The sequence below is a fragment of the Streptoverticillium reticulum genome (assembly GCF_047456005.1).
GTDB lineage: Bacteria > Actinomycetota > Actinomycetes > Streptomycetales > Streptomycetaceae > Streptomyces > Streptomyces reticulum.
Genome location: NZ_CP179755.1, coordinates 8292376 through 8309995, shown reverse-complemented (window position 1 = coordinate 8309995; position 17620 = coordinate 8292376). Strand labels below are relative to the sequence as shown.

The following is a 17620-nucleotide window of genomic DNA, read 5'->3' as shown; positions in this document are numbered from 1 at the left end:
CCCACCACCGAACTGATGAGCAGTCAAGCAACGGCATTGGCCCGGAACTTCAAAATGGAACAAAGTCGAACATCGCCTGTTCTCCCGCATCACCCACAGCCTGCGCGGACGGCCCCTGACCAGCTACGAGGTCCTGCTCCAGAGCATCGCAGCCACCCGCACCAGCACCGGCCTTACCGTCAACGCCGTCCTCGACGAGAACGACTACCCCACCGGCCGCACGCTCACCAAGGACGAGCGCAAGGCGACCCTGCAGCGCGTCCAGCGTGACGACTTCCACGGGGAGTGGAACTACACCATCGCCCCGTATGACCCGCAGACGGCACCGCCGCCTGCCGAGCCGGAACGGGCGAAGGCACCCCCGATTCCGGCCGAGGCCACCCACCTGCTCACGCACCCCGCTCTGACCGGCATGCCCCGCGAGCTGTTCGACCGTCTCGTGGAGGAACTCGAGCCCTGCCGCCGGGTCCTGGCCGAGGCGGAGCGGGAGAAGAGGAAGGGCCTCAACCGGCGCGGATACAACCCCGGCTTCGGCTTCCTCGACCACCGCCACCGCGTCCTGGCCGCCGTCCTGAACCGCCGCAACACCGTCACGCTCACTCTGACGGCCCGGCTGCTCGGCCGGGACCGCAACACCCTGAGCTACCACGCCCACCGGACCATGCCCCTGCTGGCCTTCGCTGCTGCCCCCGACATCACCGCAGCACTCACCCAGCCCCGGCGAACCCACCCACCCCGCACGATCGACGCTCTCCAGGACGTGATCGCTGACTACGAGAGCAACATCAAGTCAGGCAGTAGTTAGTTGACGGCTCCTGAACCGCTTCCAGTTCGTTGAGGACCACCAGCGCCGCTTCGGCGTGAAGCGGTTGTGCCGCGTGCTGGGCATCGCCCGCTCCAGCTTCTACCACTGGCGCAAGACCGCGCCCGAGCGTGCCGCCCGGCAGGCTGACGACGTCAGGCTCGCCGCGAAGATACGGAAGATCCACCGCGAGTCGGACGGCACTTACGGCGTCCCGAGGATCACCGCCGAGCTCCGCGACGGCGGCGAGTGCGTGAACCACAAGCGCGTCACCCGCCTCATGCGCACTCTCGGCATCGCTGGCCTGAGGCTCCGCCGCAAATGCCGCACCACCGTCCCGGACCGGTCCGCGGCGAAGGCCCCGGACCGGATCGGACGCGACTTCACCGCAGAGCAACCGAACACCAAGTACGTCGGCGACATCACCTATCTGCCCGTCGGCGGCGGGAAGTTCTGCTACTTGGCGACCGTGATCGACCTGTGCTCGCGCCGCCTGGCCGGCTGGGCGATCGCGGACCACATGCGCACCGAGCTCGTCATCAACGCGCTCGACGCGGCCGAACGCACCCGCGGCAGCCTGAACGGCGCCATCATGCACACCGACCACGGCGCCCAGTACACCAGCAAGGCGTTCGCCGGCGCCTGCGCAAGGGCCGGCGTCCTGCAGTCCATGAGCGCCATCGGCAGCTCGGCGGACAACGCCGCCGCGGAGAGCTTCAACGCAACCTTCAAAAGAGAGACGCTCCAAGGCCGCAAGAGCTGGTCAAACGAACGCGAAGCCCGCCTCGACACGTTCCGCTGGCTCCACCGCTACAACACCGTCCGCCGTCACTCCCGACTCGCACACCGCAGCCCGATCGCCTACGAGACAGCACGCCACACACCATCAACTACCCTGACAGAAGCCGCATAAGCCATGTCCAAGATTCGGGGTCAAGGCCCCCTGGTGAAGGCGCGTTCGCCTGGGGCTCACAAGCGGGCGTGGACACGGCTGAACCGCTTGCAGTGCTCGGGGAGTTCGTGGTGCCAGTGGTAGGGGGTGCGGACGGTGGCGCCGACTCCTGGGAACCACAGGGTGCGCCATCCCGACGGGCAATGGCCTGAACATTCATGCCGTTGAACCCCGGCGGGTATTGCTTCACCGCCACGAAGCGGTTCCTGTCTTCGAATCCTCAAGTCCCGCTGCCTCAAGTTTTCCAGACAGGGGACAAACTCCTTGCGCTGAGGCCGACGTGCATCAGGGCGTCGTCATCGACGATCACGAAACGAATCACACAGATGCCTCCAATGCCGTCGGGATGGGGATGAACAAGTCGACCTCGAATCCACCGTCATTAGTGGGGCCAGCGCGCAAGCTGCCTCCGAGAGACACAGCGCGTTCCTCCATCCCGACGAGACCGAAGCCCGCGCTTTGGTCACCGGAGGGACCACGTTGGCCCATGGTGTTGCGCACGATAAGTCGCACGCCGTCTTCCGTCCGGGCACAGTCGACCCGCACCTGCGACCCGGCAGCGTACTTGATGATGTTGGTCAGTGACTCCTGAAGCGTGCGGTACAGCGCCGCTTTGGCTTCCGGCGGCAGGGGGTCGACGCAGTCCCATCCGTGTTCCATACGCAGATCCAGCCCAGTGGTCGCAGCGTTGGCAACCAGCTCGGCCATGGCTGCTCCAGAGCTGGCATGTTCGGGCTCTGCCTGCATAGGTGAGGGGGTGTCACGCAGCATTCTCAGGATCACCCGGAGATTATCGTGCGCTGCGATGCTGGCCTTGTTGATAACCATGCCCAGCTTGCGGACTTCCCCCGAGTACCGGGCCTGGTTCTCCAGAGCTCCTGCATAGAGGCTGATGAGAGAGAGGGAGTGGCCGAGCTCGTCGTGCATGTCACGAGCGATGGCAGTGCGCTCGCGCCGGCGCGCCTCTTCGATGCGCGCCCCGTGCTGTCGCTCGATTTCCCAGTTGCGTTCACGGAGCTCAGCGAGAAGGTAGTGAGACAGCCCCAGCATGAAGGCGGAAACAACCGGAACAGAAAGCCGAAATACCCAGCCTGGTAGCTGAGCTGTGCTACCGAAATACCCGATGCCAGCTTTGAGGACTGTGTTTCCGGAACTGCGATAGCCACCCGTGAGCATGGCCATGAGGGTCAGTCCTACCTGTGCCACGGCCCGGCGGCGCGGTCGAACACGAAACCCATCCCCGAGGGCGTACGCGGCAGCCATCAAAAGGGCATACAGGTCGGTGATGATGTAGATGGTGCACGCGAACGTTGCGTACAGGACAGGGCTGCTGCGGCGCAGGAGAGGAAAGGCGAGTGCCCCCGCAATGTTCAAGATGACGCTCGTGACCGGACCACTGTGCGGTGCCGCCCGGACGAGCACGACACTCACTCCGTGGCCGGCAAGCGCCACTGCGACCAGGGCATCGCCACGTGAGGCGGGTAGCTTCCAAAGCGGCGATCCGAGCCATGCACGAAACCGTTGCATATCGACAGGGGAAAATCTGATCACGCGAACCGTGCACCTCCTTCTTGTTCCGTCAAGGGACTACTCATGAACACCACTTTCATGCCGTATACCACTTCGGCGCGGGACCGGTGACGTCTGCTCATGCATCAGACCGGCATACACCACCAGAGTGGTCGAATGAGTGACTTCAGTCGTGTAAGCAGACGTAGTGTCGAGTCGATAGTTATAGCCGAGTAATCCGTGGTACGGCCCGGTTGGTCGTGAGGGCGTTCTCTGCGTCCTGACCTAAATTCCGTTAAGGACGGGTCGCACTCCGCGCATAGGTGATCACCTGTCGTGATACCTGCATCGTGTCTGCTGCGTGAGGGCCTAACAACAGCTAACACAATGAGGCGGATCGGTGCTGATGGCCGTGTCCGGGGTGGGAGTTGAGCGTTCGGTCCGGTGTGGGGACATCGCCTTGGATCGTGTCGGATGAGCTGTGGGACCGCCTGGAGCCGCTACTGCCGCAGCGCGAGCGCCGCTTTCGGTATCCGGCCGCAAGCTGCTGCCGGACCGGGACGTGCTGTGCGGGATCCTGTACGTGCTGCACACCGGCATCCAGTGGGAGTACCTGCCCAAGGAACTGGGCTTCGGCTCGGGCATGACCTGCTGGCGACGCTTGCGGGACTGGAACGAGGCCGGCGTCTGGCAGCGGCTGCACGAGGTCCTGCTGGCGGACCTCAACGCGGCTTCACGGCTGGACTGGTCCCGTTGCGTGGTCGACTCCTCCCACGTCAGAGCCCTAAAAGGGGGAGCCACACGGGCCCCTCGCCGGTCGACCGGGGCCGGGCCGGCTCGAAGCACCACCTGATCACCGACGGGCACGGCACCCCACTCGCGGTCCTGCTCACTGGCGGCAACCGCAACGACGTCACCCAGCTGCTGCCCCTGCTCGATGCGGTCCCGCCGGTCCGCGGCCGGGTGGGGCGCCCCCGCCGCAAGCCCGACTCGCTCTTCGCCGACCGCGGATACGACCATGACATCTACCGCGACCAGGTCCGCGCTCGCGGCATCGTGCCGGCCATCGCCCGCCGCGGTACGCGACACGGCACCGGTCTGGGCACCTACCGGTGGGTGATCGAACGCAGCTTTGCATGGCTGCACGGCTTCCGACGTCTCCGGATCCGCTGGGAACGCAGGGCCGACATCCACGAAGCCTTCCTCAAACTCGCCTGCTGCCTCATCACCCACCGACAACTCAGCTCATTGTGTTAGCCGTTGTTAGCAGGGCACCATCGCCGAACTCCTTTGCGAGCCCGGCGATGGTACTCACCGATACCCGCTGCCTTCGCTCACACAGCTCGATGTGACGCGGGAGCTTCGATCAGGTCACAGCATCGGTGAACAGGAAACAGACCGCTGTCGGACGCTTCGGCGGGGAATGTGCTTGTCGGGCCACGGGCACAGGTCTCCTTCGTACCAACTTGGTGTTTCTGCATGGAACTTAGCTTCATATCCTCTTTTCCGTCGATGCCTGTATGTGACCGGACGAAGCCCTCGGCTTCCGAGGACCGTAGCGCCAGGTTCCGTCATAATAATTCGCCAGCGCGGTATCCCTGATGCGCCTCGCGGGTTGACGAAAGTTATTTGCTGTATCTACAGGACCGGCTGACAAGGTACTAATTGATACAGAGCTACACCAAGTGGATACTCTATGCTGGATTCCGCGAGTCGACGTGGCGGCCCGGGAGATATCGTTAGTCGACGGCGGGAGTACGCGCGGCTCCAACTTGCCGACGGTTTCCTGCACCAAAGTCAATGTAATACTGTGCACGGTTGACGTCATAGCATCGAACGACCATCCTGCAGATACCTGCCAGGGGTTCCTGCAGGAGTTCTTGAAGTCTTGCCCATTTGATTCACCCTTGCCTAGGATTTCCTGGCCGTGGTACAGAACTCGTAGCAGCAGGTGACGGAAAGACAATCTGTCCGGAAACCCAGATGTTGGTGGCCGCGGCGGAAACAGGAAGAAGGGGTTCGGCGATCTTGCCGCACGACATAGGGAATCCTTTGGCCGACGATTCGATGACGGCCAAGCGTCGGAGTATCAAGGCGATTGCCTCCAACTGGAGGCAGCGTCTCGAACCCCCGGCCACGCACACCCGCCCCCACGATGCGCCGACCGACCGCAGGGACCAGGTGCGCCGTCGGCGGAAATTGGTCATCGCTTCGGATTCGGTCGCGACCGAGCGCAGTGAGAGCAACGAGATCGTGTCCGGCTGGGGGCAGCATCTCGACGACCTGGTGGGGGCTTCGCTCGAGGTCGTCAATACAGCAAGCGACAGCTGCACGACGCACTGGTACTTCCGAAACAGGCTTCCTATGATCCTCAACAGTTTGACCGACGGGGATATCTTTCTAGTTGGGTTCGGGGTTTGCGAGCAGGCCATGGTCCGGCCCGATCTCTATCGGACTCCGGAGGAGTTCAAGGCGTATCTGGGTCTGTACATCGATGTGCTGCAGGCCCGTGGCGTGATTCCGGTGCTAGTTACACAGGCGGCACGGCATATTTTTGACGCGGGTGGATCATTGCAGCCGGTCGCCAATGATTACTCTGTATATACGCGTGCGGTCGCTGCCGAGCGCGGGGTCGCCCTCATCGACCTGCAGCGCAAGAGTGCCGAGCTGTTCTCCGAACTGGGAGCGGAAAAGGCACGGGGGTATTTCCGATGGTTCGATGTCGGCGAGCATCCCCAGTGCCCGGAGGGAATTATCGACACTCTTCATCTCAACCAGCGAGGGGCACGGGCGGTGGCCTGGTTGGTGGCCCAAGACCTGAGCAATCTGGGACTGGCGCCGGGCGGCATACCCGATGCCGGCCCTGTTCCTGTGGAGCCGTGGACCCGGCCTGCCCGAATAGAGGATTGCGTAGCCCAGTGGCCGGACTGGTCCCAGTCTCCGGTGGCATTTACGGCGCCTGATATCTACTCGCCTACCGAAGATGCAACTGGGCATCCCACTCTTAAATTTAGAGGGAACGCGTCACCGGGAGTTTCGTGGGTGCTGTTTCTTGAGGGCGACGAGGTCATCGGCACCGCCAGGGTTGGCGCGGACGGGCGCTGGATCTGGCGGCGTCAGGTGTGCTGGTCGGCCGGCCAGCACGAGGTCGGGGTGGTCGCCATATCGAACCGCGGGCGATCCAAGACGGCCCACGTACGGTTCTCGGTGCGATCACGAGTGCCTTCTCCTGTGGTCACCGTTCCCAAGCCGGGGTCTTTGAACGGCCCCGGCGCAGTGTTCAGGGGCACCGCCGCTTCGGGGGTGCAAACGGTTGTGGCCCTGTGCGAGGGCCGTTGGATCGGGGAGGCTCAGGTGGCGGCGGACGGCACCTGGCGGTACCGCTTGCCGCACGAGTGGCTGCCCGGTGTCCACAGCATCGCTTTTGTGGCAGCGGGAGAGGGAGGAACCTCACAGGCGACCGTGCTGCCCTTCGAGGTTCTGACGATCCCCCCGGACAATTGGCTGCGGCAGGATCCGGTGTCCTGGCAGCACTGCGCGCCAGGGGCGCCCTGCGCACATATGCGCCGGCTGAGGCCGGAGGGCGCGAGAAACATTCTGGAGTAGCAGTACCGAGCATGTTGAACGTTTGCGTTGTGACCAGTATCGCCGTGTGAGGGCACAGTCGACGGCAGTGTGCATTTGCTCGGCGATGATCAGGCGTGGACTGACGCGTCTGGTACTTGACCCGGGGCCAGCCGCACTCGGTGCCGTTCGGCTCCGGTGGTTCGGTTGAGGCTAGTGCAGGTGGCCCCTGAGGGCAGCCGATTTCTCGCGCCGTCCCTCGAAGACCTGACTGTGGTGGATGCCGCCTCGCGCTATGGGCACGGCCATGGCATCGCCAGCTCGGCGGCGGCGCGTCGAGGTGATGGGGGGGAAGTACGCGCTCTCATCCCTGCTGGACAGGCTTGACGGCTTCGCCGGTGCGAGCGGGCAGGCCGAGAGGCAGCCCTGGTTGCGTAGGTGCATCGGGGTGCCGGGCTGGCCCTCGTCAGCAAGCCGGCCCCGCCGAACGCGGTGCGCATGTGGTCTCGGGGACCGCAGGACAGTTCGTAGGAAAATTGCAAGGGCAGTCGTGAAGATTTCGTTTCTCATTCATAACCGCTATGCCATCGGCGGAGTGATCAAGAGCACAGTGAACCTGGCGAACGCATTGGCCCACCACCATCAGGTCGAGGTTGTCTCAATGCTCCGGGACCGGGAGAGGGCCCAGTTCCCACTAGACCCGCGGGTCACCACAGTCGACCTGGTCGATCTGCGGGAGACCTCCCCCCATTTCGACGGCCATGACCCGCGCCTCCACATGCCGGTGCGTATCTTCCCGGTAAAGGATGGAATGCGGACCAAGGACAACAGCCGTCTGGCCGAACTCCGGCTCGCCGAATACCTCTCCGCCACGTCGGCGGACGTCGTGATCTCGTGCCACCCCGGCATAGCGGTGTGCCTGGGGCGCCTCGGCGGCAACTTCCTCAAGATCGCACAGATCCACCAGGCAAGCTATTCTCTCGGGGCCAGCCAGCGACAGGCCCTGCTGGAAGCAGCCCGCAACCTTGACGCGCTGGTCTCGGTCAGCAGCGAGGACTCCGCCAACCTCCGCAATATGTTCGGGGAGTCCGGGGTGCTCGTCACCGCGATCCCCAACGGTGTGCCGCCTCTGCCCGGGCGCCTTTGCGACCACGACAGCAACACGGTCATCGCGGCAGGTCGGCTCGACGAGGACAAGCGCTATGACCGCCTGATCCGGGCCTTCGCCGCAGTCGCCGGGGAGTTTCCGGACTGGCGGCTGAGGATCTACGGCCGCGGCGCCGAACGCGCCACACTCGACACCCTGATCGGCGAGCTCGGCCTCCACGACCAAATCCTGCTCATGGGCGCGTCGGGACACATGGACATGGAGTGGCCCAAGGGTGCGATCGCGGTCTCAGCCTCAGCGTCCGAATGCCTGCCCATGAACATCATTGAAGCGATGTCAGGCGGCCTTCCTGTGATCAGCACGGACTGCGACTACGGCCCCCGAGAGATCATCACGCACGGCTCAGACGGCCTGCTGATACCGGTGGACGACACGGAGGCGCTGTCGTCGGCGCTGCGGGCGCTGATGAAAGACCCGGTGCGCCGCGCCCTCATGGGAGCAACAGCCCGGCTCAGCGCCGCGCGTTACGTGCCCCAGAAGGCAGCACACCGCTACGAAGCGCTCTTCGAGACCTTGGCCATCGGACGCGAACTGCCCGCCACCGCCTCATGGACCGTATCCAGGCAAGGCGACGTCGCCCTCACCACGGATCACCCTTCGCAGTTCAGCGACCTCCAGCTGGTCTGCGTCAACACGGCAGCAACCCCACAAGTCGAAATATCCTTCCCGTTCATTCCCGCAACACAAGGATCGGAGGAAAACAGCTGCACGGCTGTCATCCCCCGGGACGGCCATTCCCTGCCCGAAGGAAACTGGGACCTGTATGTCGCTTCTCCGGATACCCAGCTCCGTCGGCGTCTGAGCACTGGGCACTACGACAACCGCAACCTGATGAAGATCACCGGCTCCTGTGAGACGGATCCCGCACTCCACGCCCTCGTCCCTGTGGTCCACCCGGACGAGACGCTCGCCCTCCGCAGTTGGGTACGGCACACACACGCCGAAGCAGAGCACATCCGGCTGGACGAGGACAGCTTCACCGTGCAGGGGCGGCTGTGGGGCACGGAATGCACCGAATCCAGCGAGGCGCAGCTGGTGGGACGCGAGCACGAAGAGATCGGCTTCAGCCTTCCCGTGACCCGCCTGCCCGAGGGCGGATTCCGCTTCACCGTACCCGTACGCATCCCCGCTCATCGGCGGGCCGTCGAGCATGACCGGTGGGACCTCTACCTCGTCCCGGACCAAGGCGCCACGCCAGTACGCATCGCGCGACTCCTCGGCGACTACACCGACAAGAAGCGGGTTCACAACTACCCGCCCATCATCCTGAGAAAGACCAAACGTGGTCCCGTCCGGGTCCGCCCCTTCTTCACCGTCGGCAACGAACTCTCCATGAACGTCGTCAACCTCGGAAGTGCAAAATCGACGGCTGATCCGTGCGGTTCGGTTGGTTACTTGTCAGCGGTGGTGAGGCGGCCTTCAAAGGCGTTCAGGGATTTCTTCCAGCGCATGGTCCAGCGGCGCTGGCCCTTGCCGGTGGGTTCGAGGGACATCAGCTCCGTGTAGACGCGCTTGAGGGCTGCTGCTTCGTTCTGGACATGCCCGCGTACGCGGATGGCTTTGCGAATACGGGTGTTGACGTCCTCGACGGTGTTGATGGAGCAAATGACCTTGCGGATCTCGATGTCGAAGGCCAGGAACGACCGTCTCAGCCCAGGCATCGGACGAGAGCTGGCATCTGATTGCCCGTAGTCGTGTCGCTCCTGAGGACTCGCTGGTGGTCACGTATCCGTTCCACCCGTGGCCGGAGCCGCGGGGCCCGGGTCTGCCTGATGCTGCGGCGTCGGGGCGAGCTGGTGTTCGTGTGCTCGCACGGTGACGGGATCACGGTCACGTTGCCGTAGTCGTGGACGCCGGGCCCGGAACCGGGCAGGCTGCGGCTTGAGCACGGAGAGCATGGCGGCCCTGTCTGCGCTGGTGGATCCACTCGTGCGCCGGTTGATGCGCCGACGGTGGCATCGGGGCGCCTGCGGGCATCCACGAGGAGGTGACGCAGCGTGCCGCTGGTGGCGAACATGCTGGAGGCGGCCGGGCGGAAGCAGGTCCCCGATGAGCGCGAACGTGAAGGTCACGGCCTCGTACCGCTCAAGGCTAGCGGTGGTGTAGGAGCATCAGTCGACCCTGCTGCAGGTGCGGGGGAACACCGAGTCCACCGCCCGCCGATACGCGCTGGCCGACGGTGCGCGGGAGCGGGGCTGGGCCGACAAGGGGACCTTGGTCATCGATACGGATCGCGCACCGTGATCCACAGCAAGTCGATGGAGACGACCGGCCAGACGGCGTCGAGCGGACGTGACGGCCAGGCTGTGATCTCATCGCTGACCGCGTCCGTCACCTTCGGGATGAGGCCCGGCGACACCTCGGTGCCGTACAACTTCGCGAGGTACCAGCGGATGTCGCGGACCGTCATGCCCCGGGCATAGAGCGCCAGGGCCTGCACGTCGAAGCCCGACAGACGACGGGCGCTCTCCGGACGATCTGCGGCTTGAAATCCCCGTTGCGGCCCCTCTGCATGTCCACCTCGACCGGTCCGAGGTCTGTCAGGACGGTCTTCGCCGAGGTGCCATTAGAAGCCGTTGTCCTATCGATCACGGGGACGGTTCTGATCGAACGGGATCTCTGGCCGGGTGGTCTTGGCGGGGTGGGGGCATGAAAGCAGGACCTCCGGTGCAGCACGAGGGTTGCGAAGCCAGCTCGAGTGCAGGGAGGCCCTGTTGTCCCAGTCTTGCGTGCCGGTCCCGGTCCCGTCCAACTTGCCTGTCCCGGTGTGCGATTGTCTCGCGCACCGGTTCGGGAATGCGGCCGACTGCCCCGGCCGGGTGCGGCGGTATCCCTCCGACATGACGGACGCGGAGTGGCAGGTGGTGCGGGAGGCGATGCCGGTCCCGGCCTGGCTGGAGGGCCGGGGCGGCCGGCCGGAGGGCTACTGCCACCGGCAGATGCTCGATGCCGTCCGCTATGTGACCGACAACGGGATCAAGTGGCGTGCGATGCCTGTCGACTTCCCTGCGTGGGACCGTGTGTATGCCTTCTTCCGCAGGTGGCGTGAGAGAGGGCTGGTCAAGGAGTTGCACGACCGGCTGCGCGGACGTCTGCGGCTGGCCGAGGGCCGCGGGGCGGAGCCGACTGCGGCCATCATCGACTCACAGTCGGTCAAGGCCGCGGCCTCGGTGCCCGCCGCCACGCGCGGCTATGACGGCGGGAAGAAGATCAACGGCAGGCGCCGGCACGTCATCACGGACTGTCTCGGCCTGCTGCTGGTGGTGCTGGTGACCGCGGGCAACGTCACCGACCGCCAGGCCGCCCGGGTGCTGCTGCCCCGGCTGCGGGAGCGGTTCAGGAAGATCACCCTGGTGTGGGCGGACGGCGGCTACCGCGGACGGCTCGTCACCTGGACGCGGGAGAAACTCCAGCTCACGCTTGAGATCGTCAAGCGCAGTGACGACATGACCGGGTTCGTGGTGCTGCCGAGACGGTGGGTGGTGGAGCGCACACTAGGGTGGTTGATGCGAACGCGTCGTCTGGTGCGGGACTTCGAGACGCTGCCCGCGTCCAGCGAGGCGTTCATCTGCTTCTCGCTGGCCATGCTCATGAGCCGCCGCCTCGCCCGGAGGGCTCCGCATCCGCAGCCCGATCGGTCCCGGTGGGCTGCCGCGGCGTGAACCGTCCGGTCGGCAACGCCTCCAGCCAGCCCCGCTCGGCCAGGCGCTTCGCCTTCGAGCGCACGCCCTCGACCTTCGCCGGCACCGCCTCGAGCCCCAGCCGGGCCGCCAGTTCCCTCGCCAACACCCCCTCGCCGCCGCCCCCTTCGTCCTCCACCAGCTCGATGATCCGGCGGTAGTCCGCCGCAAGCGCCTCCACGGGCATCCCCGGGTGCCACCTGGGCACGACCGATCCCGTGACCGGGGTTGTCTTCGCTTGCGGGGACACCCCGGCCACGGCCTGCCGCGGACCCTCGCCCGGCGCGTCCGCCGCCCCGGGCACAGGCGCCAGGGCCTCGGCGACCTCCACTCGTGCGATCACCCGGCGTTCCAGCACTGCCTCCGCCTCGGCGAGTTCAGCAAGAACACGCTCGGCCTCCGCTCGAAGCTCCTCCGCCCGCACCCGGGCAGCCGTCTCCCGCTCCTCCAGCAGCCCCATCACCGACGCCACCGCTCACCTCCGCATCGCCGAGAACGAACTGATCGTCCGAACCCTCCCGCAACAACGCGGAGACCATGCCTGACCAGCAGAAACTCAGCGATCACATCCGGAAAGACAACAGCTTCTTACGCAAGTTGCCCTGCCGCGGCCGGCTGGCTCGCCCTTCTCATGGACCAGATGCTCGGCCATCTCGGTCTGCAGGGCCCGCTCGAGCCGAGCCTTGGACAACTGCTGGAGCAGCCCGCCCTCACCGGCCAGCGGGGCACCGGCCGCGTCCGCGGAATCCATCAGCTGCTTGACCGGAGCGTTGCCCTGCTCAGCCGGGAACTGCCCGTCGACCGCAGCCGTCTCCGATATATGCGTCTCACTCACGCGAGCACGCCTATCCGGAAGGGCGGAGTCCAGCATAGAGCACCCGCTTGGCGGAGTCTGCATCATATGGCATCTCATTAAATCAGTTTAGTAGATGAGGTGGGCAACTTTCGTCGACCTGCAAGGCGGGTTGGGTGCAAAAATCTACTATGGACACCCAAGAACTCATCAAATAGGGATCCGTACCCCCAAATCCGTTCACGAGCAGCCCCCCTAAGACGCAGAGCGACACCCTTTTGCCGCGGGGAAGCAGAACGACTGTGACGTAGCTTCGGTAGCAGCTTCTGGGCGAATGAGGCGATTTCGCTGCGGAGTGCGAGGGGATCGACAGGAGGCTGGCGATCGGGGCGTCAGAGGGCCAGGAATTACGGCATGCCGATGATGCATCGCAAAGAAAAACCCCTTGCCTGCAAGGAACCCATCGAGGTGCGCACGACCAAACAGGCGCAGATCGACGGGGCGGAAAGCCACTACGCCGCCTAGGCACTGGAGCGCGCGACACCGAAGCCAGCACAGTTCGGCATGGGCTTCTGCAGCCGCAGCGGCTACGCAAAATTCCCGATTCCACCCCGTAGCATTTGACGCCATCGGCATAAATAGGTCCGGCAACTTCGCCATAGGAAAAGCCCAAACCCATGAATATCTCTTTCCTGGTTCACAATCGATACGGCATAGGCGGCGCCATCAGGAGTACCGTAAATATTGCGGCCGCCCTGGCTGACAGAAACATGGTGGAAATCGCCTCCCTGGTGCGTGATCGGGATACTGCGGACCTTCCTGTTATCCCCGAGGTGGGAACCGTCGATTTTGTGGACCTGCGTGAGACGTCCCGTCACTTCGCCGCCCATGACCCTCTGTTCCACGCACCCCCGCTCATCTTTCCCGAGGATGGGCCCTTTAGCGATGATTTCAACCGGCTCCTGGAAATCCGCATGATGGACTACCTGGCTGACGCGAACCCCGATGTGGTGGTCACAGCACATCCTGGAACTGCGATAGCCCTGTCGAAAATCCAAGGAGATTTCCTTAAAGTTGCCGTAATGCACCAGTCCCGAAATTCTTTTAATGCGTCGTACCGTAGAAAACTGATCGAGGCTTATGAGCGCCTCGATGGAGTGATCCACGTGAACGCGGAGGAAGCTGAAAACGTGCGTCGCGAATGGGTTACCCCCGGTCTTCGCGTCACGGCGATCCCGAACTGCGTTCCGGATCCTTTGGTCGCCCCGTCGGACTGCAGCCATAAGACGGTCATTGCGGCTGGTCGCCTTGTCAAGGACAAGCAGTTCGCCAGTTTGATCAGGTCCTTCGCCACGGTCGTGGGGCAGCGGCCCGACTGGCAGCTCCGCATCTTCGGACGCGGCCCTCTGAGAGGCGAACTCAAAACGCTCGTCGGTGAACTCGGGCTTTGTGACAATGTCCTGCTCATGGGGGCTACACGGCGCTTGGAGATGGAGTGGGCCAAGGCGTCTATCATGGCCTTCTCTTCCGTCAGAGAGGCTCTGCCGATGGCCATCATCGAGGCCATGCGTGCCGGGTTGCCCGTCGTGAGCACCGATTGCGACTACGGGCCGCGAGAGACCATTACCCATGGCGTCGACGGCCTACTGGTTCCGGTGGGTGACGCGGACGGGCTCGCTGACGGGATCCTCACCCTCGTCAACGACGCGGAACGCCGTCAGGCCATGGGCCGTGCGGCCGAGCGCAACTCCGCTCGGTTCTCACCGCAGGTGGTGGCGGATCAGTACGAGTCCTTCTTCAGAGAGCTCCAAGAGGCGCGGAACCTCCCGACCACGGTGGATTGGTGGGCGATGCCTCACGGTGACCTTGTCTTTCGGCTGAATTCCGCTACTTCATTCAGTGGGTTGCGGCTACTCTGTGCCTCCAGGGAGGATTCTCAGTCCGAGCTGTCCTTCGCCTTTCAGCAGACCAACCTGGATGACGATCCCGATGGCTCGCTCACAGCGGTGATACCAAGGTCCGCGCTGCCCGAGGGGGAATGGGACCTCTTCATGGCGTCTGCGGACGGCCTTTTGTGCAGACGATTGCGGACCGGGACCGGTGACAACCGTTACCTCATGGACGCCACTGGTCCCAGCCTTGACGGCCCCGCTCTCCAAGTGCACATCCCTCTCGTCGATGAGGACAGAGCACTCTCGATCCGCAGTTGGAGGCGGGAGGTCCACGCTGAAGCGGTGAGTGTAGGCAATGCCCGGGGAGAGATCAGCGTAGAAGCCGAACTCTGGGGGGCGACGCTGTCGGATTCTGCCGAAGTGCTGGCCGCCGGCCGAGCGCACGAGGAGCTCAGCTTTCGGGTACCACTGAGCGCGCTCTCGGACACACGGTTCCGATTCAGCATCCCCTGCTCCACCGTGGCGCAGCGTCGGGTTACCGAACATGACATCTGGGACGTGTACGTCACGCCTGCCGAAGGGGCCACTCCTATACGCATTGGCCGGTTCACAGGCGACTACATACATAAGAAGTCGGTGCACGACTACCCGTTCACGGTGCTCGAGTCGACTCCTCGTGGCCGCTCCCGGGTCAGGCCGTTCTTCAGTGTCGACAGCGAGTTGTCACTGAACGCGGTCGACATGTCGAAGTGACCCCTGGTCCGTCAGAGAAGTAACGCTCGTGAAAGGAACGACCAGTAGTGGTTGATCTCATGCCCCCTGCCCCTCCTGGAGGGGTAGCATCACAAACTCCCCGCAGGAAATCCGTCGTTGCCGTGGGCGCCCATCCTGACGACATTGAATTGGGCTGTGGCGGAACGCTACGTGCTCATGTCATCGCGGGTGACCGAGTCGTCATGCTGGTCATGACGGACGGTGCGAAGGGGCCCGGGCTCAAGGCTGAGGTACGGCGCGCGGAGCAGATCGAGGCGGCGCGTCGACTCGGCGCGGAAATACGGTGGATCGGCTACCCGGACGGCATGCTGGCCAGCGGCCATGAGGCCATCACGATCGTCGAAGACGCGATCGAGGAGGTCGGTGCTGACATCGTGTACACCCACTATCCCCATGATTCGCACCAAGACCACCGTGCCACCGCCGAGGTATCGGTGTCTGCTGCCAGACACGTTCCTCAGGTACTCCACTATGAGTCACCGACGTCGCTGGACTTCGAGCCTCGTCTGTACGTCGGCGTCACACCATACGCCGAAGCGAAACTGAACGCCCTGGAGGCCCACGGTTCACAGACCACAGGCAGTCGTCAAGTCGACCTGGAGAGCATCCGTGCGCTCATGCGCGTCAGGGGGTTCGCCGCCAAGACTCAATTTGCCGAGGCGTTCTACCCCCGGCGATTCGTGGTCGACATAGGCGTGAGCCCTGCGCGTGCCGTCGCCCCCATTTTTTAGGAACCCAGCTTCGCCCTGGTCGGCGGAGGAACGTGATTAAAATGTGCCCCAACATCGTCATCCCGCACCAGCCCGCCTACCTGCCCTGGTCCGGGTTCTTCTCCCGTCTGCTCGGCGCCTCGCAGTACGTCATGCTCGACCATGTCCAGTACCGGAAGAACTACTGGCAGAACCGCAACCATGTTCGGGATGCCAGAGGCGAGAAGATCCTCCTCACCGTCCCCGTGCGCAGCAGCCTCAGCACGACTATCGCCGAGACACAGATAGCCGATGACCGCTGGCGTGCGCGTCACTGGCGCACCCTCTGCCAGAGTTATGCGCGCGCCCCGTACTGGCCGGAGTGGAAGGACAGGCTCAAGGAGATCTATGACCGGCCGTGGGAGCTGCTGGTGGACCTCAATGAAGCCTTGATCCATCTCCTCCTCACAGGTTTTGGCATCGACATCCCCGTCGTGCGGTCCAGCACGCTGAACCCCCAGACGGACAAAGGCGACATGGTCCTTGAAGTCTGTCAGGCCGTCCAGGCGTCGAGTGTTCGGATCGGCATCGGCGCCGCGAGCTACCTCGCCCCCGAGAAGTTCCGCGCCACAGGAGTGGAGGTAGAGCTCGCAACCTACTCGAACCCGCCCTATGGCCGGATCCCAGGTGATGTGCCCTCCGACGTGAGCGCACTCGACCTTCTCCTCCACGAGGGGCCGAACAGCCGCGAGATCCTCGCGGCCGGCGAGAAGCGCGAGATGTGGACGGGAAACCAGGCATGACGTACTTGATCACCGGAGGAGCCGGCTACATCGGCGCGCACGTAGTGCGCGCCTTGCGACGGGCCGGCGAGCAGGCCGTCGTACTGGACGACCTTTCCACAGGTGACGCGTCGACCGTCCCCGAGGACACGCCGCTCGCCATCGGTTCCGTACTTGACCGGGCTTTCCTTGACCGTGTGTTCTCGGAGCACAGGGTCACGGGAGTGATCCATGTGGCAGGGAAGAAGCAGGTCGGGGAGTCGGTGGCACGGCCGCTCTATTACTACCGCGAGAACGTGACGGGGCTCCAGACCCTACTCGAAGCCACGGTCGAGGCGGGAGTAAAGAACTTCGTCTTCTCGTCGTCTGCCGCCGTCTACGGGATGCCCGACGTCGACGTCGTCACCGAGGACATGCCTTGTGCCCCTATCAGCCCGTACGGCGAGACCAAGCTGGTCGGCGAGTGGATGGTGCGGGCCGTCGGAGCAAAGTACGGCATGGCAACTGCGTGTCTGCGTTACTTCAACGTCGCGGGAGCAGCGATGCCCGAGCTCTCGGATAGCGGTGTCTTCAACCTCATCCCCATGGTGTTCGAGAGATTCACCGCGGGCGAGCGACCTCACATCTTTGGGAACGACTACCCCACTCCCGACGGAACCTGCATCCGGGACTACATCCACGTCGAGGACTTGTCCGAGGCCCACGTGGAAGCTGCTCACTACCTTGCCGCACTGCCAACGCCCCAGAACATCACCCTCAATGTAGGGCGCGGTGAAGGCACTTCGGTACTCGACATGGTCGAACTCGTCACCGAAGTCAGCCGCCACCACGAGTTGCCCCCCGTCGTGGTCCAGCGCCGGCCCGGCGACCCTGCTCGTCTTGTTGCCTCGGCAGATCTGATTTCCGCCAAGCTTGACTGGAAGGCTCGTCACGGGATCCGAGACATGGCCGTCTCCGCTTGGCATGGTTGGCTTCATCGTCACCCCAGGGGATGACAAAGGCAACGCAATGCTCC

12 protein-coding genes and 4 pseudogenes are annotated in these 17620 nt (G+C 64.2%); 11 read left to right on the top strand and 5 right to left on the bottom strand.

What is annotated here, in order from left to right:
- Window positions 1-40: 40 nt before the first annotated feature.
- The 3 genes and pseudogenes from ACMATS_RS37435 to ACMATS_RS37425 form a co-directional block, all read left to right on the top strand.
- Window positions 41-307 (top strand): annotated as a pseudogene (locus ACMATS_RS37435) (ISAzo13-like element transposase-related protein); the annotation flags it as partial.
- A 105-nt stretch (window positions 308-412) separates the two neighbouring features.
- Entirely contained in the window at window positions 413-805 is a 393-nt protein-coding gene (locus tag ACMATS_RS37430; protein ID WP_414170572.1) for a hypothetical protein, read from the top strand.
- Window positions 806-812: 7 nt separating this feature from the next.
- Window positions 813-1715, top strand: a pseudogene (locus tag ACMATS_RS37425) (IS3 family transposase); the annotation flags it as partial.
- 357 nt (window positions 1716-2072) lie between these two features.
- On the opposite strand, the gene ACMATS_RS37420 reads toward ACMATS_RS37425, so the two are convergent.
- Window positions 2073-3305 carry a sensor histidine kinase gene (locus ACMATS_RS37420; RefSeq protein ID WP_414170571.1) on the bottom strand — a complete coding sequence of 411 codons (1233 nt, stop codon included), beginning with the start codon at window positions 3303-3305 and terminating at the stop codon, window positions 2073-2075.
- 404 nt (window positions 3306-3709) lie between these two features.
- Here ACMATS_RS37420 and ACMATS_RS37415 point away from each other — a divergent pair.
- The 3 genes and pseudogenes from ACMATS_RS37415 to ACMATS_RS37405 all read left to right on the top strand — a co-directional run bounded on the left by ACMATS_RS37415 (window position 3710) and on the right by ACMATS_RS37405 (window position 9501).
- Window positions 3710-4520, top strand: a pseudogene (locus ACMATS_RS37415) (IS5 family transposase).
- Between the two features lie 726 nt (window positions 4521-5246).
- Window positions 5247-6869, top strand: a complete 1623-nt coding sequence (locus tag ACMATS_RS37410) for a hypothetical protein (protein ID WP_414170570.1) — start codon at window positions 5247-5249, stop codon at window positions 6867-6869.
- Between the two features lie 508 nt (window positions 6870-7377).
- Window positions 7378-9501, top strand: coding sequence for a glycosyltransferase family 4 protein (locus tag ACMATS_RS37405; RefSeq protein ID WP_414170569.1), 2124 nt, complete (start codon window positions 7378-7380; stop codon window positions 9499-9501).
- Here ACMATS_RS37405 and ACMATS_RS37400 read toward each other — a convergent pair.
- Together ACMATS_RS37400 and ACMATS_RS37395 are read right to left on the bottom strand one after the other, a co-directional pair.
- Window positions 9387-9669 (bottom strand): annotated as a pseudogene (locus ACMATS_RS37400) (transposase); the annotation flags it as partial. The gene ACMATS_RS37405 and the pseudogene ACMATS_RS37400 overlap by 115 nt on opposite strands.
- Window positions 9670-10213: 544 nt before the next feature.
- Window positions 10214-10405, bottom strand: a complete 192-nt coding sequence (locus ACMATS_RS37395; protein ID WP_414170568.1) for a transposase — start codon at window positions 10403-10405, stop codon at window positions 10214-10216.
- Between the two features lie 430 nt (window positions 10406-10835).
- Between ACMATS_RS37395 and ACMATS_RS37390 the strand changes: the two genes are divergently transcribed.
- Entirely contained in the window at window positions 10836-11657 is an 822-nt protein-coding gene (locus ACMATS_RS37390) for an IS5 family transposase (protein WP_414166345.1), read from the top strand.
- On the opposite strand, the gene ACMATS_RS37385 is transcribed toward ACMATS_RS37390, so the two are convergent.
- Entirely contained in the window at window positions 11584-12147 is a 564-nt protein-coding gene (locus ACMATS_RS37385; RefSeq protein ID WP_414166346.1) for a hypothetical protein, read from the bottom strand. The genes ACMATS_RS37390 and ACMATS_RS37385 overlap by 74 nt on opposite strands.
- A gap of 84 nt (window positions 12148-12231) precedes the next feature.
- On the bottom strand, window positions 12232-12510 hold the full coding sequence (locus ACMATS_RS37380) for a hypothetical protein (protein ID WP_414166347.1): 279 nt from the start codon (window positions 12508-12510) through the stop codon (window positions 12232-12234).
- A gap of 635 nt (window positions 12511-13145) precedes the next feature.
- On the opposite strand from ACMATS_RS37380, the gene ACMATS_RS37375 reads away from it, so the two are divergent.
- Genes ACMATS_RS37375 through galE form a run of 4 tightly spaced genes read left to right on the top strand, consistent with a single transcriptional unit; the run spans window position 13146 to window position 17600 of the window.
- Complete coding sequence (locus ACMATS_RS37375) at window positions 13146-15113, top strand: glycosyltransferase family 4 protein (RefSeq protein WP_414166348.1); 1968 nt, start codon at window positions 13146-13148, stop codon at window positions 15111-15113.
- A gap of 59 nt (window positions 15114-15172) precedes the next feature.
- Entirely contained in the window at window positions 15173-15865 is a 693-nt protein-coding gene (locus ACMATS_RS37370; protein WP_414170619.1) for a PIG-L deacetylase family protein, read from the top strand.
- Between the two features lie 41 nt (window positions 15866-15906).
- Window positions 15907-16626: a WbqC family protein gene (locus tag ACMATS_RS37365; RefSeq protein ID WP_414166349.1), complete on the top strand. Its 720-nt coding sequence runs from the start codon at window positions 15907-15909 to the stop codon at window positions 16624-16626.
- A complete protein-coding gene (gene galE, locus ACMATS_RS37360; protein WP_414166343.1) occupies window positions 16623-17600 on the top strand; it encodes a UDP-glucose 4-epimerase GalE in 978 nt (325 codons plus the stop codon). The genes ACMATS_RS37365 and galE overlap by 4 nt, the downstream gene beginning before the upstream one ends.
- The last annotated feature ends 20 nt before the right edge of the window (window positions 17601-17620 follow it).

Excerpts from the sequence above, each read along its gene's own strand:
- ACMATS_RS37430 (WP_414170572.1), top strand. The coding sequence starts at position 413 with ATGCCCCGCGAGCTGTTCGACCGTCTCGTGGAGGAACTCGAGCCCTGC.
- ACMATS_RS37410 (WP_414170570.1), top strand. The coding sequence starts at position 5,247 with ATGTTGGTGGCCGCGGCGGAAACAGGAAGAAGGGGTTCGGCGATCTTG.
- ACMATS_RS37395 (WP_414170568.1), bottom strand. The coding sequence starts at position 10,405 with ATGACGGTCCGCGACATCCGCTGGTACCTCGCGAAGTTGTACGGCACC.
- ACMATS_RS37390 (WP_414166345.1), top strand. The coding sequence starts at position 10,836 with ATGACGGACGCGGAGTGGCAGGTGGTGCGGGAGGCGATGCCGGTCCCG.
- ACMATS_RS37375 (WP_414166348.1), top strand. The coding sequence starts at position 13,146 with ATGAATATCTCTTTCCTGGTTCACAATCGATACGGCATAGGCGGCGCC.
- ACMATS_RS37370 (WP_414170619.1), top strand. The coding sequence starts at position 15,173 with ATGCCCCCTGCCCCTCCTGGAGGGGTAGCATCACAAACTCCCCGCAGG.
- ACMATS_RS37365 (WP_414166349.1), top strand. The coding sequence starts at position 15,907 with ATGTGCCCCAACATCGTCATCCCGCACCAGCCCGCCTACCTGCCCTGG.
- galE (WP_414166343.1), top strand. The coding sequence starts at position 16,623 with ATGACGTACTTGATCACCGGAGGAGCCGGCTACATCGGCGCGCACGTA.